Origin of the sequence: Niveispirillum sp. BGYR6, assembly GCF_027568365.1 — a bacterium.
GTDB lineage: Bacteria > Pseudomonadota > Alphaproteobacteria > Azospirillales > Azospirillaceae > Niveispirillum.
In genome coordinates this window covers 98,855-115,787 of record NZ_JANLNL010000007.1, presented here as the reverse complement: position 1 = coordinate 115,787, position 16,933 = coordinate 98,855, and the positions used below count along the sequence as shown (strand labels likewise).

The window sequence follows — 16,933 nt, the reverse complement described above, 5'->3', positions numbered from 1 at the left end:
GGTTTTGGGCTATTATATGCTGATTGATCTGACAATTAAATTCCAATATAGAAAACATCACATCACAATATGGAACAAACCACCCATATAAGGGCGGTGGCACGCGGCAGGAAACGGGAGCAAGCGGAATGGCTTTCAGCACGCCCAATCGGCGGGATTTCATGCGCGCCAGCGCCATTGGTGCCACGGCCACGGCGGCCCTGACCCTGGCCAGCACGGCCGGCAGCGCCGTGGCCGCGACCAAGGAGAAGGCGCCGGACACCCGCCTGCGCTGGATCGACGGCAAGGCCCCGTCGCTGCATCTGGGCCAGAGCTGGGGCGTGCCCTGGCCCCAGGGCGCCCATAAGCCCAGCCAAACTTTCCGCCTGCGCGATGCCAGCGGCCGGGATGTGCCGGTGCAGAGCTGGCCGCTGGCCACCTGGCCGGACGGGTCGCTGAAATGGTCAGCCCATAGCATTCCCGCCGGGGAAACCCCGGCTGAAACCTATGAAATGCAGGCTGGCAAGCCCGCCACCCCGGACAGCCCGGTGAAGCTGGTGGAAAAGGCCGATGCCATCACCATCAGCATCGGTTCCCGGCAATGGCTGGTTCCCAAACAGGGCAGCCAACTGATCGCCAGCGCCAGCGTGGACGGGCGGGAGGTGCTGCGCGGCCTGCATCTGGTGGCGATATCGCAGGATCAGCCGGACCTGTCCGACACCGGCAGCCTGACCCAGCGCAATTTCACCAGCGCCATCGGCAAGGTGACGGTGGAACAATCCGGCCCCATCCGCGCGGTGGTGAAGCTGGAAGGCAGCCATCGCGGCACCGGTGCCGATGGGGTGCGCGACTGGCTGCCCTTCACCGTGCGGCTTTATTTTCAGGCCGGTGCCGAATCGGTGCGGGTGATGCACAGCTTCATCTTCGATGGGGATGAGAATAAGGATTTCATCCGCGGCCTGGGTCTGCGCGCATCCGTGCCGCTGGCCGATGCGCCGCACGACCGGCATATCCGCTTTGCCGGGCTTGATGGCGGCCTGTGGGGGGAGGCGGTGCGCCCGTTGACGGGCCTGCGCCGCGACCCCGGCAAGGATTATCGCGCCGCCCAGATTGCGGGCCAGCCCATCCCCGCCCTGTCCGGCATGGCGGAAACCGTCTCCAAGCGGCTGGAGCTGATCCCCAGCTGGGGTGATTTCACCCTGTCCCAGCCCAATGCCGATGGTTTTGCCATCACCAAGCGCACCAAGCCCGGCCATGGCTGGATCAACGCGCAATCCGGCCAGCGGGCTGCCGGTCTGGGCTATGTCGGCGGTGGTACGGGCGGCGGGGCCGCCTTTGCCCTGTCGCATTTCTGGGAAAGCCACCCGTCCCGCCTGGATATCCGGGGGGCCAATGGCGATCTGGCGGAGGTGACGGTCTGGCTCTGGTCACCCGACGCGCCGGCCATGGATCTGCGCTTCTATCACGACGGGATGGGGATCAAGGACCACCCGACCGAACGCGAAGCGCTGGAAATCACCTATGAGGATTATGAGGAAGGCTGGGGCCGCCCCTATGGCATTGCCCGCACCAGCGAGCTGCATTTCTGGTCCCTGCCGGCCACCCCGGCGCGGGAAAAGCTGGTGCAGATGGCCGCAGCGGTGCGGGAGCGCCCGCAACTGATGTGCCCGCCGGAACGGCTGCACGCCGTGCCGGTGTTCGGTGACTGGGCGCTGGTGGACCGCTCCACCCCTACCCGCACACTGATCGAGGATCAGGCCGATTTCCTGCTGGACCTGTATCAGCGACAGGTGGAACAGCGGCGCTGGTACGGGTTCTGGCATTACGGCGACGTGATGCACACCTATGATACCGACCGGCATGAATGGCGCTATGATATTGGCGGCTATGCCTGGGCCAATTCCGAACTCTCGCCCGATCTCTGGCTCTGGTACAGTTTTCTGCGCACCGGGCGGGGCGATGTGTTCCGCCTGGCGGAGGCCATGACCCGCCATACTGGCGAAGTGGATGTCTGCCACCTGGGTCCCTATCGCGGCTTTGGCACGCGCCATGGGGTGCAGCATTGGGCCGACAGTTCCAAACAGCCCCGCATCTCCAACGCCGCTTACCGCCGGATTTACTATTTCCTCAGCGGCGGGGATGAACGGGTGGGCGACCTGATGCGCAGCCTGCTGGGGTCGGAGGAAACGCTGACCCGCGTGGATATCAGCCGCAAGCTGGGCAAGCCGCCGCCGACCGAAGTGATGGTGGGCTTTGGCACGACCTGGGGTTCCTTCCTGGCCATGTGGCTGGTGGAATGGGAGCGCACGGGCGACAAGCGCTGGCGTGACCGCATCCTGACCGGCATGAACAGCATCGGCCGGATGCAGCGCGGCTGGTTTGCCGGGGAAGCGCCGTTCGACATGGCGACCGGCGCCTTCAAAGACCCGGGCGACCAGATCGGCGTCTCCCATCTCAGCGCCGTGTTCGGCGCGGTGGAGATCAATTCAGAGCTGCTGACCCTGGTGGATGCGCCGGAATATCGCAAGGCCTGGCTGGAATATTGCGCCTTCTATAATGCGCCCGCGGCGGAGCTGCGCGCCAAGCTGGGCAAGGATGTGAAGGGGCGCGGCCTGACCGAATCGCATTCCCGCCTGACCGCCTATGCCGCGCACCATCTGGGTGACCAGAAGCTGGCGGATCGGGCCTGGCAGGAATTCCTGACCGGCCATGCCAAGGCCGGTTACGGGCTGGGCATGACGCTGACCCATATTGATGGGGCGGCCGTGCTGCATCCGGTGGATGAAAACCCGGCCATGACCACCAACAACACCGCCCAATGGGGCCTTGCCGCCTTCCAGAATCTGGCCCTGGTGGGCGACCGGCTGGAAGCGGTGGCGGCCCAGTTGGGGCCGGATGCCTATCGGACGAAGGGGTGATAGATCACAATTGGTGTTCCACCCGTCCATAGCCGGGGATGGCGCGGCGGGTCTCATCCCCGCGACGGCCATAGACACCATCGGCCTGCTGGCGGGCGGCGATGCGGGCCATGTGACCCGTGATCGCCGCCACCGCCTCCTGCGCCGCCGTCAGGGTGCGCAGGTTGGCGGCGATGGCCTCACGCAGCCGGTCACCCGCCGCGCGCAGCGCCGCCGGCGGGGCCGGATCGTCCGCCGCTTCATCGTCCACATCCGTATCCGCTGACGGGGAAACCGTCAATGCTGGCCGATGGGCCTGCCGCAGCAGCAGGCCCAGCCGTTCGAACAGCTGGCGCTTGGCCGCCAGATAGAGGTCCAGCCCCTCGGTCTGGCTTTGGGCGACCTTCTCCGTCTCCTCCTCCAGCACCTGGGACAGCAGTTCCAGCGCCTCCAGCAGATGCAGGCGCAGATCGGGCGACATTTCCTCAGCGCGCATGGCTCAGGACTCCTTGGATTTGTTATAGGCGTCGATCTGGGCCGCCACCTGGGGGGCGATGCCCAGCCCGCCGCCGTCAGCGATGGAGCGGGCCACGGCGTCCAGCATCATCCCGCGATAGACCTCTTCGGCATAACCGCCCCCGAAAGCGCCTTCCGTGGACACACCTTCGAACATGGATTGCAGCGCCTGATTCAGCATCATCGCCTCAAATTCGCGGGCAACACTGTTCACCTTGTCCACCCCGGCCGCAGCGGGCGGCGTGGCGGGCGGGGTGGCGGCCGGCAAGGGAGCGGTCACGGCATCCAGCATCACATCACCTCCAGTTCGGCATGAAGGGCGCCCGCCGCCTTGATGGCCTGCAACATGGTGATGATGTCACGCGGCGTGGCGCCCAGCTTGTTGAGACCATTGACCAGATCGCGCAGCGAGGCCCCGCCTTCCAGCACATTCACCCGCTGGCCCTGGCCTTCATCCACCTGGATCTGGGTGCGCGGTACCAATGTGGTCTGACCCTGGGTGGCAAAGGGTGCGGGTTGGGAAACTTGCGGTGTCTCCTCCACCCGCACGGTCAGGTTGCCCTGGGCGATGGCCACCGTGCTGATCCGCACATTCTCACCCATGACGATGGTGCCCGATTGTTCATCGATCACCACGCGGGCCACCTGATCGGGCTTGATGGGCAGGGTTTCGATGCGGGTCATCAGCCCGGCGACATTGCCCTGGTAATTGGCAGGCACGGTAATATCCACGGTGGCGGGATCGGTGGACCGCGCCGTCCCGCCGCCCAACGTCTGGTTCACCGCCGCCGCGATGCGGTTGGCGGTGGAGAAATCGGGATTGCGCAGGGTCAGCCGCACCCGGCTGAGACTGTCCAGATCAAACTCCACCTCCCGTTCGACAATGGCGCCATTGGCGATGCGGCCGGAGGTCGGCACCCCCTTGGTGACGCTTGCCGCCGCCCCCTCCACCGCATAGCCCGCCGTTGCCACCGGCCCCTGCGCCACCGCATAGATCTTGCCATCGGCCCCCATCAGCGGCGTGGCAATCAGGTTGCCGCCCGAAAGGCTTTTCGCGTCCCCCATGGTGGAGATGGACACATCCAATCGTGTGCCTTGACGGGGAAAGGGCGGCAATGTCGCCGTCACCATCACGGCGGCGACATTGCGTGTTTTCACATTCAAGCCGGTGATGTTCACGCCCAGCCGTTCCAGCATCCCTTCCAGACTTTGCTGTGTGAAGGGGGAGTTCTGCAAGCGGTCGCCGGTGCCGTTCAGCCCCACCACCAGGCCATAGCCCAGCAACTGGTTGCCACGCACCCCTTCCACCTCCACCAAATCCTTGATGCGCATCTGGGCCGATGCCGCCATGGGCAGGGCAAGCGCCCACAGACAGGCCGCCATGGCCATGAAACGGCGGACGTAATGGCGCTCAGCCATGGCCTTCCCCTGCAAATTCCCGATCGGATGCCAACCATAGGCCCGCAGGGTTAAAGCGGGTTTTCAGGTCGGCTTCGCGTTAATGGTGCTTTAAGACATTTTTGATTCCCGACTTGACTACGACCTTGTGGGTAGTCATTGCTCTTTCAGGTGAGTTTCTGAGAGTAGAGCAAATCAAAAACGCTACAAAAATCATAATAAATTTTCCTCGAATAGAATCTACTGAGTCTTCCCTTGGGCTTGGACTTGAACGCAGGAGTGGGGTAATGCGCGTCTTGTTGATTGAGAACGATCGAACCATCGCGGGAGCAATTTCCCGGGCCATCGGGCGGGTTGGTGTCCGTTGCGAACATCAGACCCAGGCAGAGGCGGAGGGTTTCCTGGCCGAACGCGATGGCAGCATGGAAAACCATGACGCCATCCTGGTCGGGGGCATCAGCGGCGCTGACGGCTTCATCGCCCGGCTGCGGGCCATCGTCGGCCAGGCGATCATCGTCAGCCTGCTGGACCATCGCTGCGTCAACTCCACCATCCAGCATCTGCGGGCGGGGGCCGACGATGTGCTGGTGAAGCCGATCAATCCGCAGGAGATCGAGGCCCGGCTGCACGCCGTGCGCCGCCGCACCCATGGCCATAGCTCGCCGGAACTGACAGTGGGCCGCCTGACCGTCTATCTGGACGGGCGCGATCCCTGCGTGGATGGCCAGCGCCTGCGCCTGTCCCACCGCGAACATGCGATTTTCAGCGTGCTGGCGCTGAATGTCGGCCGGGTGGTTTCCAAGGAAAAGATTTACGAATCGGTCTATACCCTGTCCGGCTCCGACCCGCTGGACAAGGTGATCGACGTTTATATTTGCAAGCTGCGCAAGAAGATCGCCGAGGCGACCGGCGGCGACAAATATATCGAGACCGTCTATGGTCGCGGTTACAAGTTCGAGGCCCCGGCCGATGAAGACCGCGAGCTGACGCCCGCCTCCGCCAAGGATTTTCCCATGGCCCTGATGGGGGGTGCGGCGGCCTGACGGGCCGGCGGCACCTCCCCGCTGCCCAGGCAGGTCCAAGGCTCTGGCTATTTGCGCCGCCGCTCCCGCAATTGCCGGGGGCGGCCTTTTTCCGTCACGGATGAAAAGGTGGGGTGTTGCGGCCCGTTTAGGGGGCTCGTAAATTTCTTATTCTATTACAAATACCTAACCGTCATTCCCGCGCAGGCGGGAATCCAAAATCCGCGCTGTCGTATGGATTCCCGCCTGCGCGGGAATGACGGTGGTGAGATGGTAAGGTTTCAAAAAGTACGATAACCTTCCGGACCAACACTTACAGATAATTCATCAGCGACAGCTTGCCCAGGCTTGCCGTGACGGAGAAGGTGGCTTCCAGCTGGGTCTTCAAGACGGTCAGCCGCAAGGATGATTCATAAGGGTCGGCTTCCTCCAGCTTGACGATCTGGTTGTTCACCAGCCCCTTCTGAACCCGCAGATTTTCCTGGGTGTTCGACACGGTCTGTTCGTTCAGGCCCAGCAGGCTCTGCGTCTGGGTCAACTTCTCCAGCCCGGAATTGATCAGCTTCATGGCCCGCCCGGCCAGCTGCTGATAGGCCTCGTCCGGCACATCTTCGGCCCGGACGGCGGAGAGCATGTACAGGCCCTGCATCATGTCGCGCACGCTCTGGTCGCCGGCCGTCGCGTTATAGGTGATGGTGACACTGCCTTCCACCCGGCCCACCACGGGCGTGGTGGAGCCATTGAAGAAGGTGTTGGAATAATTGCCGGCCGCCGGCACACGGGTATCATTGAACAGGGCGCTGATACCGTTTGGCCCATCGATCAACGCATCCACCTGGGCGGGGCTGGTCAGTGCAGCGGTGCCGCCAAAGGCGTTGATCACCTGGGTAACAGCGGCGTTGGGGGACAGGCCCGACGCCGCCACCGCATCGGGCTGCTGCACGGGCTGCTGGTCAAAGCGGGTGCCCGCGAACAGGAAGCGGCCGGACTGGCTGCTGTTCAGCATATTGGTGATCGCCTTGATCGCATCGGTTGCCGCCCCCTTGATGGTGGCGTTGCTGGTCTGCGACTGGCTGCCCGACGCGGCCAGCGCCAGGTCACGAATTGTCTGTGCCGATGTGCGGGCCTGGGTCAGGGCTTCCTGCATGGTGGACAGGCGGGCCGCCTGTCCGGTCATGTTGGTGTCGAACTGGTTGATCTCGTCAACCGTGTTGCGCAGGCTGATCAGGGTGGCGGTGCGGCTGCCATTCTCCCCGGCCACATCCATCTTGGTGCCGGACGCCTGTTCCTGCTGCAGCTTCATCATCTCGCCCTGCATCTGCGCCACATTGTTGCGCGTCTGGCGGGCCATGGAGAGGGTGGAAACGCGGATCATGGTCATGGGTCAGATCTCCAGCAGCTTGTCCAACATGCGACCGGCGGCCTGCATGATCTGGGCGTTGGCGGCAAAGCTGCGTTCCAGCAGCATCAAGTCCTGCAGCTCTTCCTCAATATTCACACCTTCGGCCGCCTCCCGGCTGGCCTTCACGGTTTCCAGCTTCACATTCAGCGCGGTGGCGCTGTTCTGTGCCGCAGCGCGGGTTGTGTGCTGCTGGCTGATGGCCGCATTGGCGTAGTTCTTGATGGTGTTGCTGGTGCTCAGCCCGGCTGCGGCAGAGAAGCTGGTCCGGGTACTGAAGGTGCCGATGAAGGCGGCGACCTGCTTGGTATTGCCGATATCGCCGCCGCTGGCATGCAGGCCGGTCACCACCCGCGACGGGTCGCCACCGGCTGACAGCAGCACCCGTTCATTGACATCGATGCGACCAGCCATGCCAAGCACCGTGCCGGCGGCCCGGTCATGGGGCTGACCATTATCGGTGAACAGGCCGGTTGCACTGCTGCCGGTGCCGGTGACGGAGGCATCGGCGGACTGGAACAGGCTGGTCAGCACGCTGGCCACCTCATCCACCTGGCGCTGTGCCTCCGGCATGGCCTCGTCACGGACAGCAAACAGGCCGGCAACGCGGCCGCCGGCGATGCGCTGCGGCGAACCGCTGCCCGGTGTGATATCCACGCCTTCCACCTTCAGGCCCGACAGGCTGGCGGGATAGGCTGCCTGCGCCCCGATGATGGGGGTGGCGGTGAATTCCAGCGTGCGGGCCCGTTCATCCAGCAGGGTGACACCGCTGCTGGTCATCACCACCATCTCGTTCCCGGCACGGGTGAAATATTGGATATCGATCAGGGAGGCGACCTGATCCAGCAGCCGGTCACGCTGATCCTCCATCTCGCTGGTATCCTGGCCGGCGCCTGTACGGATACCGATCTGGCGGTTCAAATCCTCCATCTGCTTCAACGCGGTGTTGACCTGGGTCACCCCGTCATTGATGCCGGCGTCGGCTTGCTGGCGTATATCGGCGATGGTATCGCTGGCACTGTTCAGCCCCTTGGCCAGGGTGACGGCAGCATCCACCACGGCGCGTTGCTGGGCAGCACTGTCGGGCAGTTCCTCCAGCCCGACCAGTGCCTGTTCCAGACCGGACAATTTGCTGCTGATGCTACGCGCATCGGCGGGCTGGCCGATGCTGTTGGTGTACAGCGTCAGCATTTCCGCCTTGGCGGCCTGGGCCTGATAGGCGGATGACTGAACCCGGGTTTCCCGCACCAGGGACGCGTTGAGCTGCCGCTCCACGCTGGCCACCGTGACACCCCGCCCTTCGCCGGCAATGGTGAGCGAGGTCAGCACCGCCTGCTTGCGCGTATAGCCCTCTGTGCTGGCATTGGCGATGTTGCGGGAAATGACGGCAGATCGGGACTGGTTCGCCTGCATCCCGCTGAGGGCATTCTGCAGGGCCACGCTGATGGTCATGATGGCTGGCTCCCCTTTTCAAATCCCCGGATCAGCGCATCAACATGCTGATCTGTTCCAGCATCTCATCGGCCGTCTTGATGATCTTAGCGCAGGAGGAATAGGCGCGCTGCGTCTCAATGATACTGGTCAGTTCCTTGGCGATATCGACATTGGAGGCTTCCAGCGCCCCACCACTGATGGTGCCGGTCGACCCCGACCCGGAATCCCAGAGATAGATATCGCCCGATTCACGGCTGACCTTGTAGGCATTGCCGGCCACGCTGGTCAGCCCGTCGGCATTGATGACGGTCGCTAGCGGCAGCTGGTAGACGGGCTTGCGCAGGCCATTGCCATAGATGGCGGTGATGATGCCATCCTTGCCCACCTGCACACGATCCAGCGAAGCATAGGAGGCGCCGTCCTTGCTGATCTTGCTGGGCACATACTGGTCGCCCCACTGGGTCAGCCCGCCGGTACGCCCGATATCACCCATCTTGATGGTGATCGGCTGGCCGCCGACCGATAGGGAGATGGTACCTCCGGTCACGGTCACCCCAGCCGTGCCGCTGGTCATGCTGGACAGAGTGCCCGCCGGCAGGGTGCTGGCGATCCCGTTGGAAAAGGCCATATTGACAGAGCCGATACTGGCACCGGCACTGTCCTTGATGTTCAGCCGCCACTGGTTGGCCACCGTGGACGGCTGCCATTCCAGGGTCAGCTGCTTGGTGAAGCCCAGCGGGGTGAAATAATCGATGGAAGTGGAGAAAGAGCCGGCGGCCGGTGTCTGGCCGGTGGCACTGGCGGGCAGGTTGGCGGAAAATTCTATGTTGTTGGTCGCCTGGGCCATACCAGTAATGTCCGCCAGGTTGACCGTCTGCAAGGTAGTGAAGCTGGTCCGCGACGGCTCCCCGCCGATAACCTTGCCGTTGCTGTCCAGGGCCCAGCCCTGCAGGAAATAACCGGCCGCATTGACCAGGTTGCCCTGCTCATCCACCCGGAAGGAGCCCGAACGGGTCAGCAGCTTTTCCGACGCCTTGGTGACATCCGCGTTGGCAGCGGAACTGACCACGAAAAAGCCACTGCCGGAAATGGCAAGGTCGGTGGAGGTGGAGGTGCTCTGCACCGTGCCCTGGATGGTGGTTTCCGAACGCACATCGGTCTGCAGACCGCCGGCCGAGTAGGAACCGGGGATGGTGGTGCTGGTCACCATGGTGGCGAACTGCACATCAGTGCGCTTATAGCCGATGGTGGAGGAGTTGGAGATATTGTCGGAAATGGCACCGAACTTCGTGCTCTGGGCGGCCAGACCGGCAACACCGGAATTCATGGCGCTGTAGATGGTCATCTTTCTTCTCCAGTCTGCTTGATGCGGTTGAAGCAACCTGTTCTGGGGATGGCTGGCGCTGTCGGGCCGGCCGGGGCCGGATGCGTGCCATGGGGACTGCCCCCTTCAACCAGACTTCTGCCCGGAGGGATGTTCATGGGTGCTATTGGGGTGTTGGCACCGCGCCGGGCTTCATGCCCATCGGCAACGGCACGCGGCGCAGGACGGTGATGCTGATGCGACGGTTGCGGGGATCACCGGGATTATCCGGGATCAGGTGCAGCGTGTCGGCCATTCCCTCCACCCGCGCCATGCGGGTGGAAGGGATGCCGCCCGCGAACAGGATGCGCCGGGCGGCATTGGCCCGATCGGAGGATAATTCCCAATTGCCATAGCGCGCCGTGGTGGAAAAGCCGCGACCATCGGTATGGCCGGAAACGGCGATACGGTTGGGCACCGGCACCAGGGCTGCCGCCACCACGCGCAACAGCGCATCCGCCCGATCATTCATGCGGGTGGACCCCACCTCGAACATGGCGAAATGCGGCTGGTCGGTGATCTGGATGCGTAGGCCCTCCGGCGTCATTTCGAACAGCAGATTATCCGACAGCCCGGCCAGATCGCCGGCCGCCGCCATGGCGGTGCGCACCTCTGCCTCAATCCGCTGGAAGGCGGCCTGCTCGGCCGCCACCTTGGCCAGTTGTTCGCGCAGCAGCGGGTCCATCGCCTCCCCTTCCGGAATGCTGCCGGCGGGGATTTCGCCCAGGGTCATGTCACCGGTGGCGCCGGCCAGACCGGGCTTGCGCACCTTCTCATCCCCCACCCCTTCTTCCACGATCTGCGGCGAGGGGCCGGGGGGTGACAGGGCCGGCACGCGGGCGGCCGGGATGGTTTCCCAGGCACTGGCGACCGAACTGGTCAGGTTGCCCTTTTCCGCCACGCTGCGGCCGGAAAGCTGGCCGTCAGCGCCGGAATTACTGTCCGAGACATTGATCGGGCTGAAATAATCGGCGATGCCCTCCCGCTGTGATTCGGTGGTGATATTCACCAGCCACATCATCATGAAGAAGGCCATCAGCATGGTGGCATAGTCGGCATAGGCGATTTTCCAGCCGCCATTATGCGGCTCATAATCGCTATGCATGAATTTGCGGCGCACAATGACAGGGTGATGATTGCCGCTTCCGCGCTTGCCGGGGCCTGCCATGATCAGGCCGCCTTGCGCTCGCCACCCAGGCGCTGGGTGGCGTTGCTGGTCACTTCCTCCACCTCGTGGAAGGTGGGTTGCACTTCGCTATGCAGCATCTTGCGGGCATGTTCGATGGCCACGGCCGGGGCGGAGCCGCCGACATGGGCCACCAGTGCTGCCTTGATGCAGTGGAAATAGCGCAGCTCATCTTCCCGCATCCGGTTCAGGGCCGCGGCCAGCGGCCCGACCAGCCCATAGGAGAGCAGCACGCCCAGAAAGGTGCCCACCATGGCCCCGCCGATCAGCTTACCCAGATATTCCGGCGGTTCGGAAATGGCCCCCATGGCCTTGATCATGCCCAGCACGGCCGCCACGATGCCCAGCGCCGGCATGGCCTCTGCCATGGTGTGCAGGGCGCGCGGCGCGCGGCCGAATTCCTTGGACATGGTGTGCAGCTCCTCATCCATCAGCACTTCCAGTTCCATCGCCTTGTCGCCGCCCAGCGACATCAGGCGCAGGTAATCGGTGATGAAGCGCAGCGCGCGCTTATGGTCCACCACCTTGGGAAATTGCTGGAACAGGGCGCTGTCCTGGGGATGTTCGATATCCTTTTCCAGCCCCAGCAGCCCCTTGGTGCGGGCCGTGCGCAGGATGGCGTAGAGCAGGGACAGCAGGTCGAGATAATCGGACCGCTTGTGCCGCGTGCCCTTGAAAATGGCGATGACGGAACCGCCGGTATCCTTGATCACCTCCCACGGGTTGGCGATGACGAAGGCGCCGAAGGCGGCACCGCAGATGATGATGGCCTCGAACGGTTGCCACAGGACAGTCAGATGGCCGCCCAGGGCCATGAAGCCGCCCAGGACAGAAGCAAAGACGATGACAGCGCCGATCAGTAAGTTCATCCGAGAATCTCCGGGCTTCGGCCGCGGGGCCTGACTGTGCCCATCCTGCCCGCTTCGGGTTAAACCAGCTTTTCGATTGCGGGGGGTGTCGCTGTTTCCGGCTCACCGGGAACGGCGCCGGCGATTGCGGAAAACGAAACATCACCTACCGCCGGACAATGCCGCCCAGCACCCGGGCATCCTCTACCAGGGCGCGCAGGTCGGCATCGCCGGCCTCTTCCCCCGGTACCGGCTTGGCCAGCGTGGTCAGCCCGGCCAGCCAGGGGCGCTTGCCCAGTTGCGCGCCATGGCGCTCCAGGGTGCGGCTGGCCAGATCGCGGTCACCGGACAGGATGCCGGACAGGGCCAGCTTGGTGGCCTCCTCCCCGCTCAGGCTGTCGCGCTTTTCCAGGGCCTGCAGGGTGCGGGCCACGTCGGCCCAGCGCTGTTGACGCCAGAGCGCACTGGCCCGCGCCCGCAGGCTGGCCGCATCGCCCTGATCGGCCACCTGTTCCAGCGCGCCATTCAGGTCGCCGGTCAGCAACAGGGCTTGGGCGCGCAGCAAGGCGGCCTGCGGGGCCTGCTTGCCCAGCTTGTCGCCCAACTCGTCCAAGGTGGCAAGGGTGGCGCCGGCATCGCCGCCGGCAAGCTGCAGCCGGGCCATATCCAGCCGGATCGGCAGTTTCTCCTCTGCCGGCACCAGGGCCAGCAGGGCCGACAATTCCTGTTCCGCCCCGGTGGTCATGCCGGCATCGGCCAGATTGCCGGCATGGTGACGGCGTACCGCCCAGCCGGCGGGGCCATCGGGGATCAGGTCGCGGTTGCGTTCATAAAGCGCCACCCGCTCCGGCAACGGCTGGCTGGCGAAATCCGTCCCGGTCAGCGCCAGCAGCAGCCGGCCGGCCAGATCATCATCGGCCACACGTTCAGCCGGCGTGCGGTCGGGGAAGCGCAGCCGCAACAGGCGCAGCCACTCCAACCCCTCCGCCACCCGGCCGGCCTCACCCGCCAGCGTGGCCAGCCGGCGCAGCGCCTGCATCTCCACCTCTGCCCCCGGCCAGTCGCGGACAGCGCGTTTCAGCACCTGTTCCAGGCTGGCCGCATCGCTGGCGCCATTGCCCAGCCGTAGCTCCGTAGCAGCCATGGCCGCCAGGGCGGCATGGGGGCCGGGCAGGTCGGCCGCCTTGTCCCACTGGGTCAGCGCCAGGGCGGCGCGCTTGTTGGCGGCGTGCAGCCGCCCGATCTCATAATAAAGCCGGGCCAGATCGGCCCCTTGCGGTTTGGTGGCCTCCACCGTGCGGGCGATTTCCCGCGCCATGCCATCCAGCCCCCGGCCCGTCGCCAGCGACAGCAGGTCCAGCCCCACGGGGCGGGCCAGATCGGCGGGCAGGGATGGCAGGGCGCGGTTGGCCAGCGGCAGATAGTGCAGCGCATCGGCCATCTCCCCCCGCCGACGCAGCAGGGTGGCCGCCCAGAGCGGGCCATCGGCGGCACGCAAGGCCGCCGGCGTCAACAGAAAGTCAGCCGCCGCATCGCGCGGATCGGCCAGCGCAGCGGCCACGGCCAGCAAGGGCTGTTCGTCGTCCGTCATCCCTTGCGGATTGATGGCGGCCCGCACCTCTGATGCCAGCCCCCAGGCCAGCAGGAAGCGCAGCATATCCCGCCGCGCCGTGGGGGCAACGGCCTCCCCCGCCGCCTCAGCCTGGCGCAGCCGGTCGCGTTCGGCGCGGAAGGGCTGGCGGCGCCAGGCGGCCAGGTCCAGCAGCGGGCCTTCGGTGCCCCATTCGGTCTGGCTGGGACGCGGGGCCATCAGCGCCGCCGCCTTTTCCGCCGGATCGGGCGCCGGCGGTTTGGCGGCTTCCTTCAAGCCTTCGGCAATGGCGCTGCGGGCGAATTCGGCATCCCGGGCAGCATGATGGGGGGCCAAAGGCTGAGGCGCGGCAGGGGCCGGCGCGCCTTCTGTCAGCGGTGCCGGCACAGCCGCCGCCGCTTTTTTCTCCGCCTTATCCGCTTTCTCTGCCTTCCCCGCCTTGGCCTGCTGTTTTTCGGGCTTTTCCGGCGGGGTCGGCTTCTGGCCCGGCAGCAGCGGGGCGGCAATGGTCAGGATGCTGTGATCGCCCTCGCGGCGGTAACCGATGCGGCTACCGCATTCGGTCGCCACGGTCAGGGTGTGCGGGTCCAGCAGGCCCACCCCCTTGATATGGCCCGCCCCGCGCGCCACCGCGCCCAGATCCATCTCCTCCTCCAGCGCGAAGCCCAGCACCACATGGCATTGGCCGCGCTGGAAGCGGACGGGGCGGCGGTCGCCGCTGGCAATCAGCAGTTCGGTACCGGCCGCCGTTTCCCGCAATTCCACCGGCACTGCCGCCCATGCGACGGGGGCCAGCAGAGCGACCGCAGGCAGACAGGCCAGCAGGCAGGCGGTGCGTTTTTTCATCGGACAGGCCCCAAAGCCATCTTGAACGTGGCTTTAACCTAGCCGCTGCACATTAAAGCCCGTTCAAAACCGGGATGCGCCGAAGCAGCATATCCCGCACCGCCCATCCCGCCTGCCGGAGAAACCGGCCCGGCGGGCCCTTGCCGGAGGCTGGTCCGCCCGTGGAAAACGCGCTCTATGTCGCGCTGTCGCAACAGATGGCGCTGCGCCGGATGCTGGATGTGACGGCGAACAATATCGCCAACATGAACACCACGGCCTACCGCGCCGAACGCCCGGTCTTTGACGATTACGTCACCCGTGTCAGCCAGGGCGATCCCACCGCCTTTGTGGTGGACCGCGCCACCTATACCGACCTGCGCGAAGGCACGGTATCGGTGACCAGCAACCCGCTGGATATTGCGATCCGGGGCGATGCCTGGCTGCAGGTGGAAACGCCGGGCGGCGTCCGCTACACCCGCGACGGCCGCCTGCAGCGCTCGCAAGAGGGGATGCTGGTGACGGTGGATGGCCATAATGTGCTGGATGCCGATGGCAATACGGTGGAAGTGCCGGAAGATGTCGGCCCGATCAGCATCGGGGCCGACGGCACCCTCTCCTATATGGTCGGTGGCCAGGGGGAACAGATCCAGTCGGTGGAGCTGGGCCGCATCGGCCTGTTCACCCTGCCCAACCCGGCCGGGCTGCAGCGTGATGGCAATGGTCTGGTGAAGGCCGAAGGTGAGGCGTTGCCCGCCGTCGGGGCCAGCATCGTGCAGGGTGCGCTGGAAGGATCGAACGTGCAGCCGATCATGGAAATGGTCCGGCTGATCGATATCAACCGCGCCTATGCGCTGGCCAGCAATATGACCGACTCTGAAAACCGGCGGCAGAGCAACGCCATCGACAAGCTGGGCGGGACGGCCTCCGCCTGACCGGCCGCCCCGCCCCTTCCCATAAAGGATAGCGACCCATGCGCACGCTCGATATCGCCGCCAGCGGCATGATGGCCCAGCAGATGAATGTGGAGGTGATCTCCAACAACATCGCCAATATCAATACCGTCGGCTTCAAACGCTCCCGCGCCGAATTCCAGGATCTGATGTACCAGTCCCAATTGCGCGCCGGTTCCAGCGCGTCGGACCAGGGGCAGATCGTGCCGGCCGGCATCCAGTTGGGGCTGGGCGTGAAGCCGGCCGCCGTGTCACGCCTGCACGCCCAAGGCACGTTGAGCCAGACGGAAAACACCTATGACGTGGCGCTGGACGGGCGCGGTTTCTTCCTGGTCACCCTGCCATCGGGGGAGACGGCCTATACCCGCGCCGGCAATTTCCAGCTTTCCGCCGAGGGCAGCATCGTCACCATGGATGGCAATCAGGTGAACCCCGGCATCACCGTGCCGGAAAACACCAAAAGCGTGACCATCAACAAGAATGGCGAAGTGCTGGCCTATATTGACGGACAGAGGGATCCGGAGAATGTCGGCCAGTTTGAGGTCGCCATGTTCGTCAACGAAGCCGGGCTGGAATCGATCGGCAACAATCTCTACCTAGAAACCCCGGCCTCGGGCGTGCCGATTCTGGGCATTCCGGGTCAGCAGGGTTTCGCCAATATCCGCCAGGGCTATATCGAATCCTCCAACGTCAACATCGTCTCGGAAATCACCAACCTGATTTCGGCCCAGCGCGCTTATGAGATGAACAGCCGCACGGTGGAAGCCGGCGACCAGATGCTGACCACCCTGACCCAGATGCGCTGAGGAGGGGCCGGATGAAGCGCATCGCCCCCACCCTGCTGGCCCTTCTGCTGCTGTCGGCCCCCGTCGCCCCAGTGCTGGCCCAGCCCGCCATCGGCACCGAACAGGCCGACAGCGCCACCCGCCTACTGCTGGCGGAAATCCAGGCCCGCTATGGCGATGCGCTGGGGGAGGGGGAATTGCGCCTGCGTCTGAAAGACCCGGTGACCCGCCCGGTCACCGGGGTGGAGCAGATGAATTTCGATCCCGCCACCCGCCGTTTTGCAGCCATGCTGCGCAGCAAAATGGGCGAACAGGAGGTGCGGTTCCGCGTGGATGGGGAGGTTTGGATGGAAATCCTGGTGCCCGTCCCCACCCGCCGCATCAGCGCCGGTGAGGTCATCGCAGCGGGTGACCTGACCCTGATCCCCATGCGCAGCGATCAGGTGAGCGGACGCACCCTGACCAGCGCCCAATCCATGGTGGGGATGGAGGTCAAGCGCCTGCTGTCCCCCGGACGGCCGGTGCAGGCCAGTTCGATCAGCCAGCCGGTGATCATCCAGCGCAACAAGCCGGTGACGGTGGAATTCCGCCAGGGCCCGCTTTTGGTGACGGCCCGCGGCCGCGCCCTGGCCGATGCCGGCCTGGGCGATCTGGTGCGGGTGCAGAATCTGGACAGCAACCGCACCGTCACCGCCACCGTCACCGGTCCTGGCACTGTCAGCGCCGCCGATTAAGGA

14 protein-coding genes are annotated in these 16,933 nt (G+C 64.9%); 5 read left to right on the top strand and 9 right to left on the bottom strand.

The genetic code is table 11. The annotated features are described in order from the left end of the window. Window positions 1-128: 128 nt before the first annotated feature. Window positions 129-2,897 (top strand): hypothetical protein, encoded by a 2,769-nt coding sequence (locus PCJ49_RS15665; protein WP_269911743.1) that lies wholly within the window; start codon window positions 129-131, stop codon window positions 2,895-2,897. Between the two features lie 4 nt (window positions 2,898-2,901). Here the strand turns inward: PCJ49_RS15665 and PCJ49_RS15660 are convergent, their stop codons facing one another. Genes PCJ49_RS15660 through PCJ49_RS15650 form a run of 3 tightly spaced genes read right to left on the bottom strand, consistent with a single transcriptional unit; the run spans window position 2,902 to window position 4,781 of the window. Then, window positions 2,902-3,372: a hypothetical protein gene (locus PCJ49_RS15660; RefSeq protein WP_269911742.1), complete on the bottom strand. Its 471-nt coding sequence runs from the start codon at window positions 3,370-3,372 to the stop codon at window positions 2,902-2,904. A 3-nt stretch (window positions 3,373-3,375) separates the two neighbouring features. Further along, window positions 3,376-3,684, bottom strand: coding sequence for a rod-binding protein (locus PCJ49_RS15655; RefSeq protein ID WP_269911741.1), 309 nt, complete (start codon window positions 3,682-3,684; stop codon window positions 3,376-3,378). Next, window positions 3,684-4,781, bottom strand: a complete 1,098-nt coding sequence (locus PCJ49_RS15650; RefSeq protein WP_269911877.1) for a flagellar basal body P-ring protein FlgI — start codon at window positions 4,779-4,781, stop codon at window positions 3,684-3,686. Before PCJ49_RS15650 ends, PCJ49_RS15655 begins: the two co-directional genes overlap by 1 nt. 296 nt (window positions 4,782-5,077) lie before the next feature. Between PCJ49_RS15650 and PCJ49_RS15645 the strand changes: the two genes are divergently transcribed. Further along, a complete protein-coding gene (locus PCJ49_RS15645; RefSeq protein WP_269911740.1) occupies window positions 5,078-5,833 on the top strand; it encodes a response regulator transcription factor in 756 nt (251 codons plus the stop codon). Window positions 5,834-6,125: 292 nt separating this feature from the next. On the opposite strand, the gene PCJ49_RS15640 is transcribed toward PCJ49_RS15645, so the two are convergent. The 6 genes from PCJ49_RS15640 to PCJ49_RS15615 all read right to left on the bottom strand — a co-directional run bounded on the left by PCJ49_RS15640 (window position 6,126) and on the right by PCJ49_RS15615 (window position 14,479). Continuing rightward, complete coding sequence (locus tag PCJ49_RS15640; RefSeq protein WP_269911739.1) at window positions 6,126-7,193, bottom strand: flagellin; 1,068 nt, start codon at window positions 7,191-7,193, stop codon at window positions 6,126-6,128. Window positions 7,194-7,196: 3 nt separating this feature from the next. Next, window positions 7,197-8,663, bottom strand: coding sequence for a flagellar hook-associated protein FlgK (flgK, locus tag PCJ49_RS15635; protein ID WP_269911738.1), 1,467 nt, complete (start codon window positions 8,661-8,663; stop codon window positions 7,197-7,199). Between the two features lie 31 nt (window positions 8,664-8,694). Then, window positions 8,695-9,990 carry a flagellar hook protein FlgE gene (locus tag PCJ49_RS15630; RefSeq protein WP_269911737.1) on the bottom strand — a complete coding sequence of 432 codons (1,296 nt, stop codon included), beginning with the start codon at window positions 9,988-9,990 and terminating at the stop codon, window positions 8,695-8,697. A 142-nt stretch (window positions 9,991-10,132) separates the two neighbouring features. Beyond that, window positions 10,133-11,176, bottom strand: a complete 1,044-nt coding sequence (locus tag PCJ49_RS15625; protein WP_269911736.1) for a flagellar motor protein MotB — start codon at window positions 11,174-11,176, stop codon at window positions 10,133-10,135. A 2-nt stretch (window positions 11,177-11,178) separates the two neighbouring features. Further along, the gene (motA, locus tag PCJ49_RS15620; RefSeq protein WP_269911735.1) at window positions 11,179-12,063 is read right to left on the bottom strand and encodes a flagellar motor stator protein MotA; all 885 of its coding nucleotides are present in this window, start codon (window positions 12,061-12,063) and stop codon (window positions 11,179-11,181) included. A 145-nt stretch (window positions 12,064-12,208) separates the two neighbouring features. Beyond that, window positions 12,209-14,479, bottom strand: coding sequence for a hypothetical protein (locus PCJ49_RS15615; protein WP_269911734.1), 2,271 nt, complete (start codon window positions 14,477-14,479; stop codon window positions 12,209-12,211). A 161-nt stretch (window positions 14,480-14,640) separates the two neighbouring features. Here PCJ49_RS15615 and flgF point away from each other — a divergent pair, with 161 nt between their 5' ends. Genes flgF through flgA form a run of 3 tightly spaced genes read left to right on the top strand, consistent with a single transcriptional unit; the run spans window position 14,641 to window position 16,930 of the window. Beyond that, window positions 14,641-15,393, top strand: a complete 753-nt coding sequence (gene flgF, locus PCJ49_RS15610; protein WP_269911733.1) for a flagellar basal-body rod protein FlgF — start codon at window positions 14,641-14,643, stop codon at window positions 15,391-15,393. A gap of 38 nt (window positions 15,394-15,431) precedes the next feature. After that, window positions 15,432-16,217 (top strand): flagellar basal-body rod protein FlgG, encoded by a 786-nt coding sequence (gene flgG, locus PCJ49_RS15605; protein ID WP_089288181.1) that lies wholly within the window; start codon window positions 15,432-15,434, stop codon window positions 16,215-16,217. 11 nt (window positions 16,218-16,228) lie between these two features. Continuing rightward, entirely contained in the window at window positions 16,229-16,930 is a 702-nt protein-coding gene (gene flgA, locus PCJ49_RS15600; protein WP_269911732.1) for a flagellar basal body P-ring formation chaperone FlgA, read from the top strand. The last annotated feature ends 3 nt before the right edge of the window (window positions 16,931-16,933 follow it).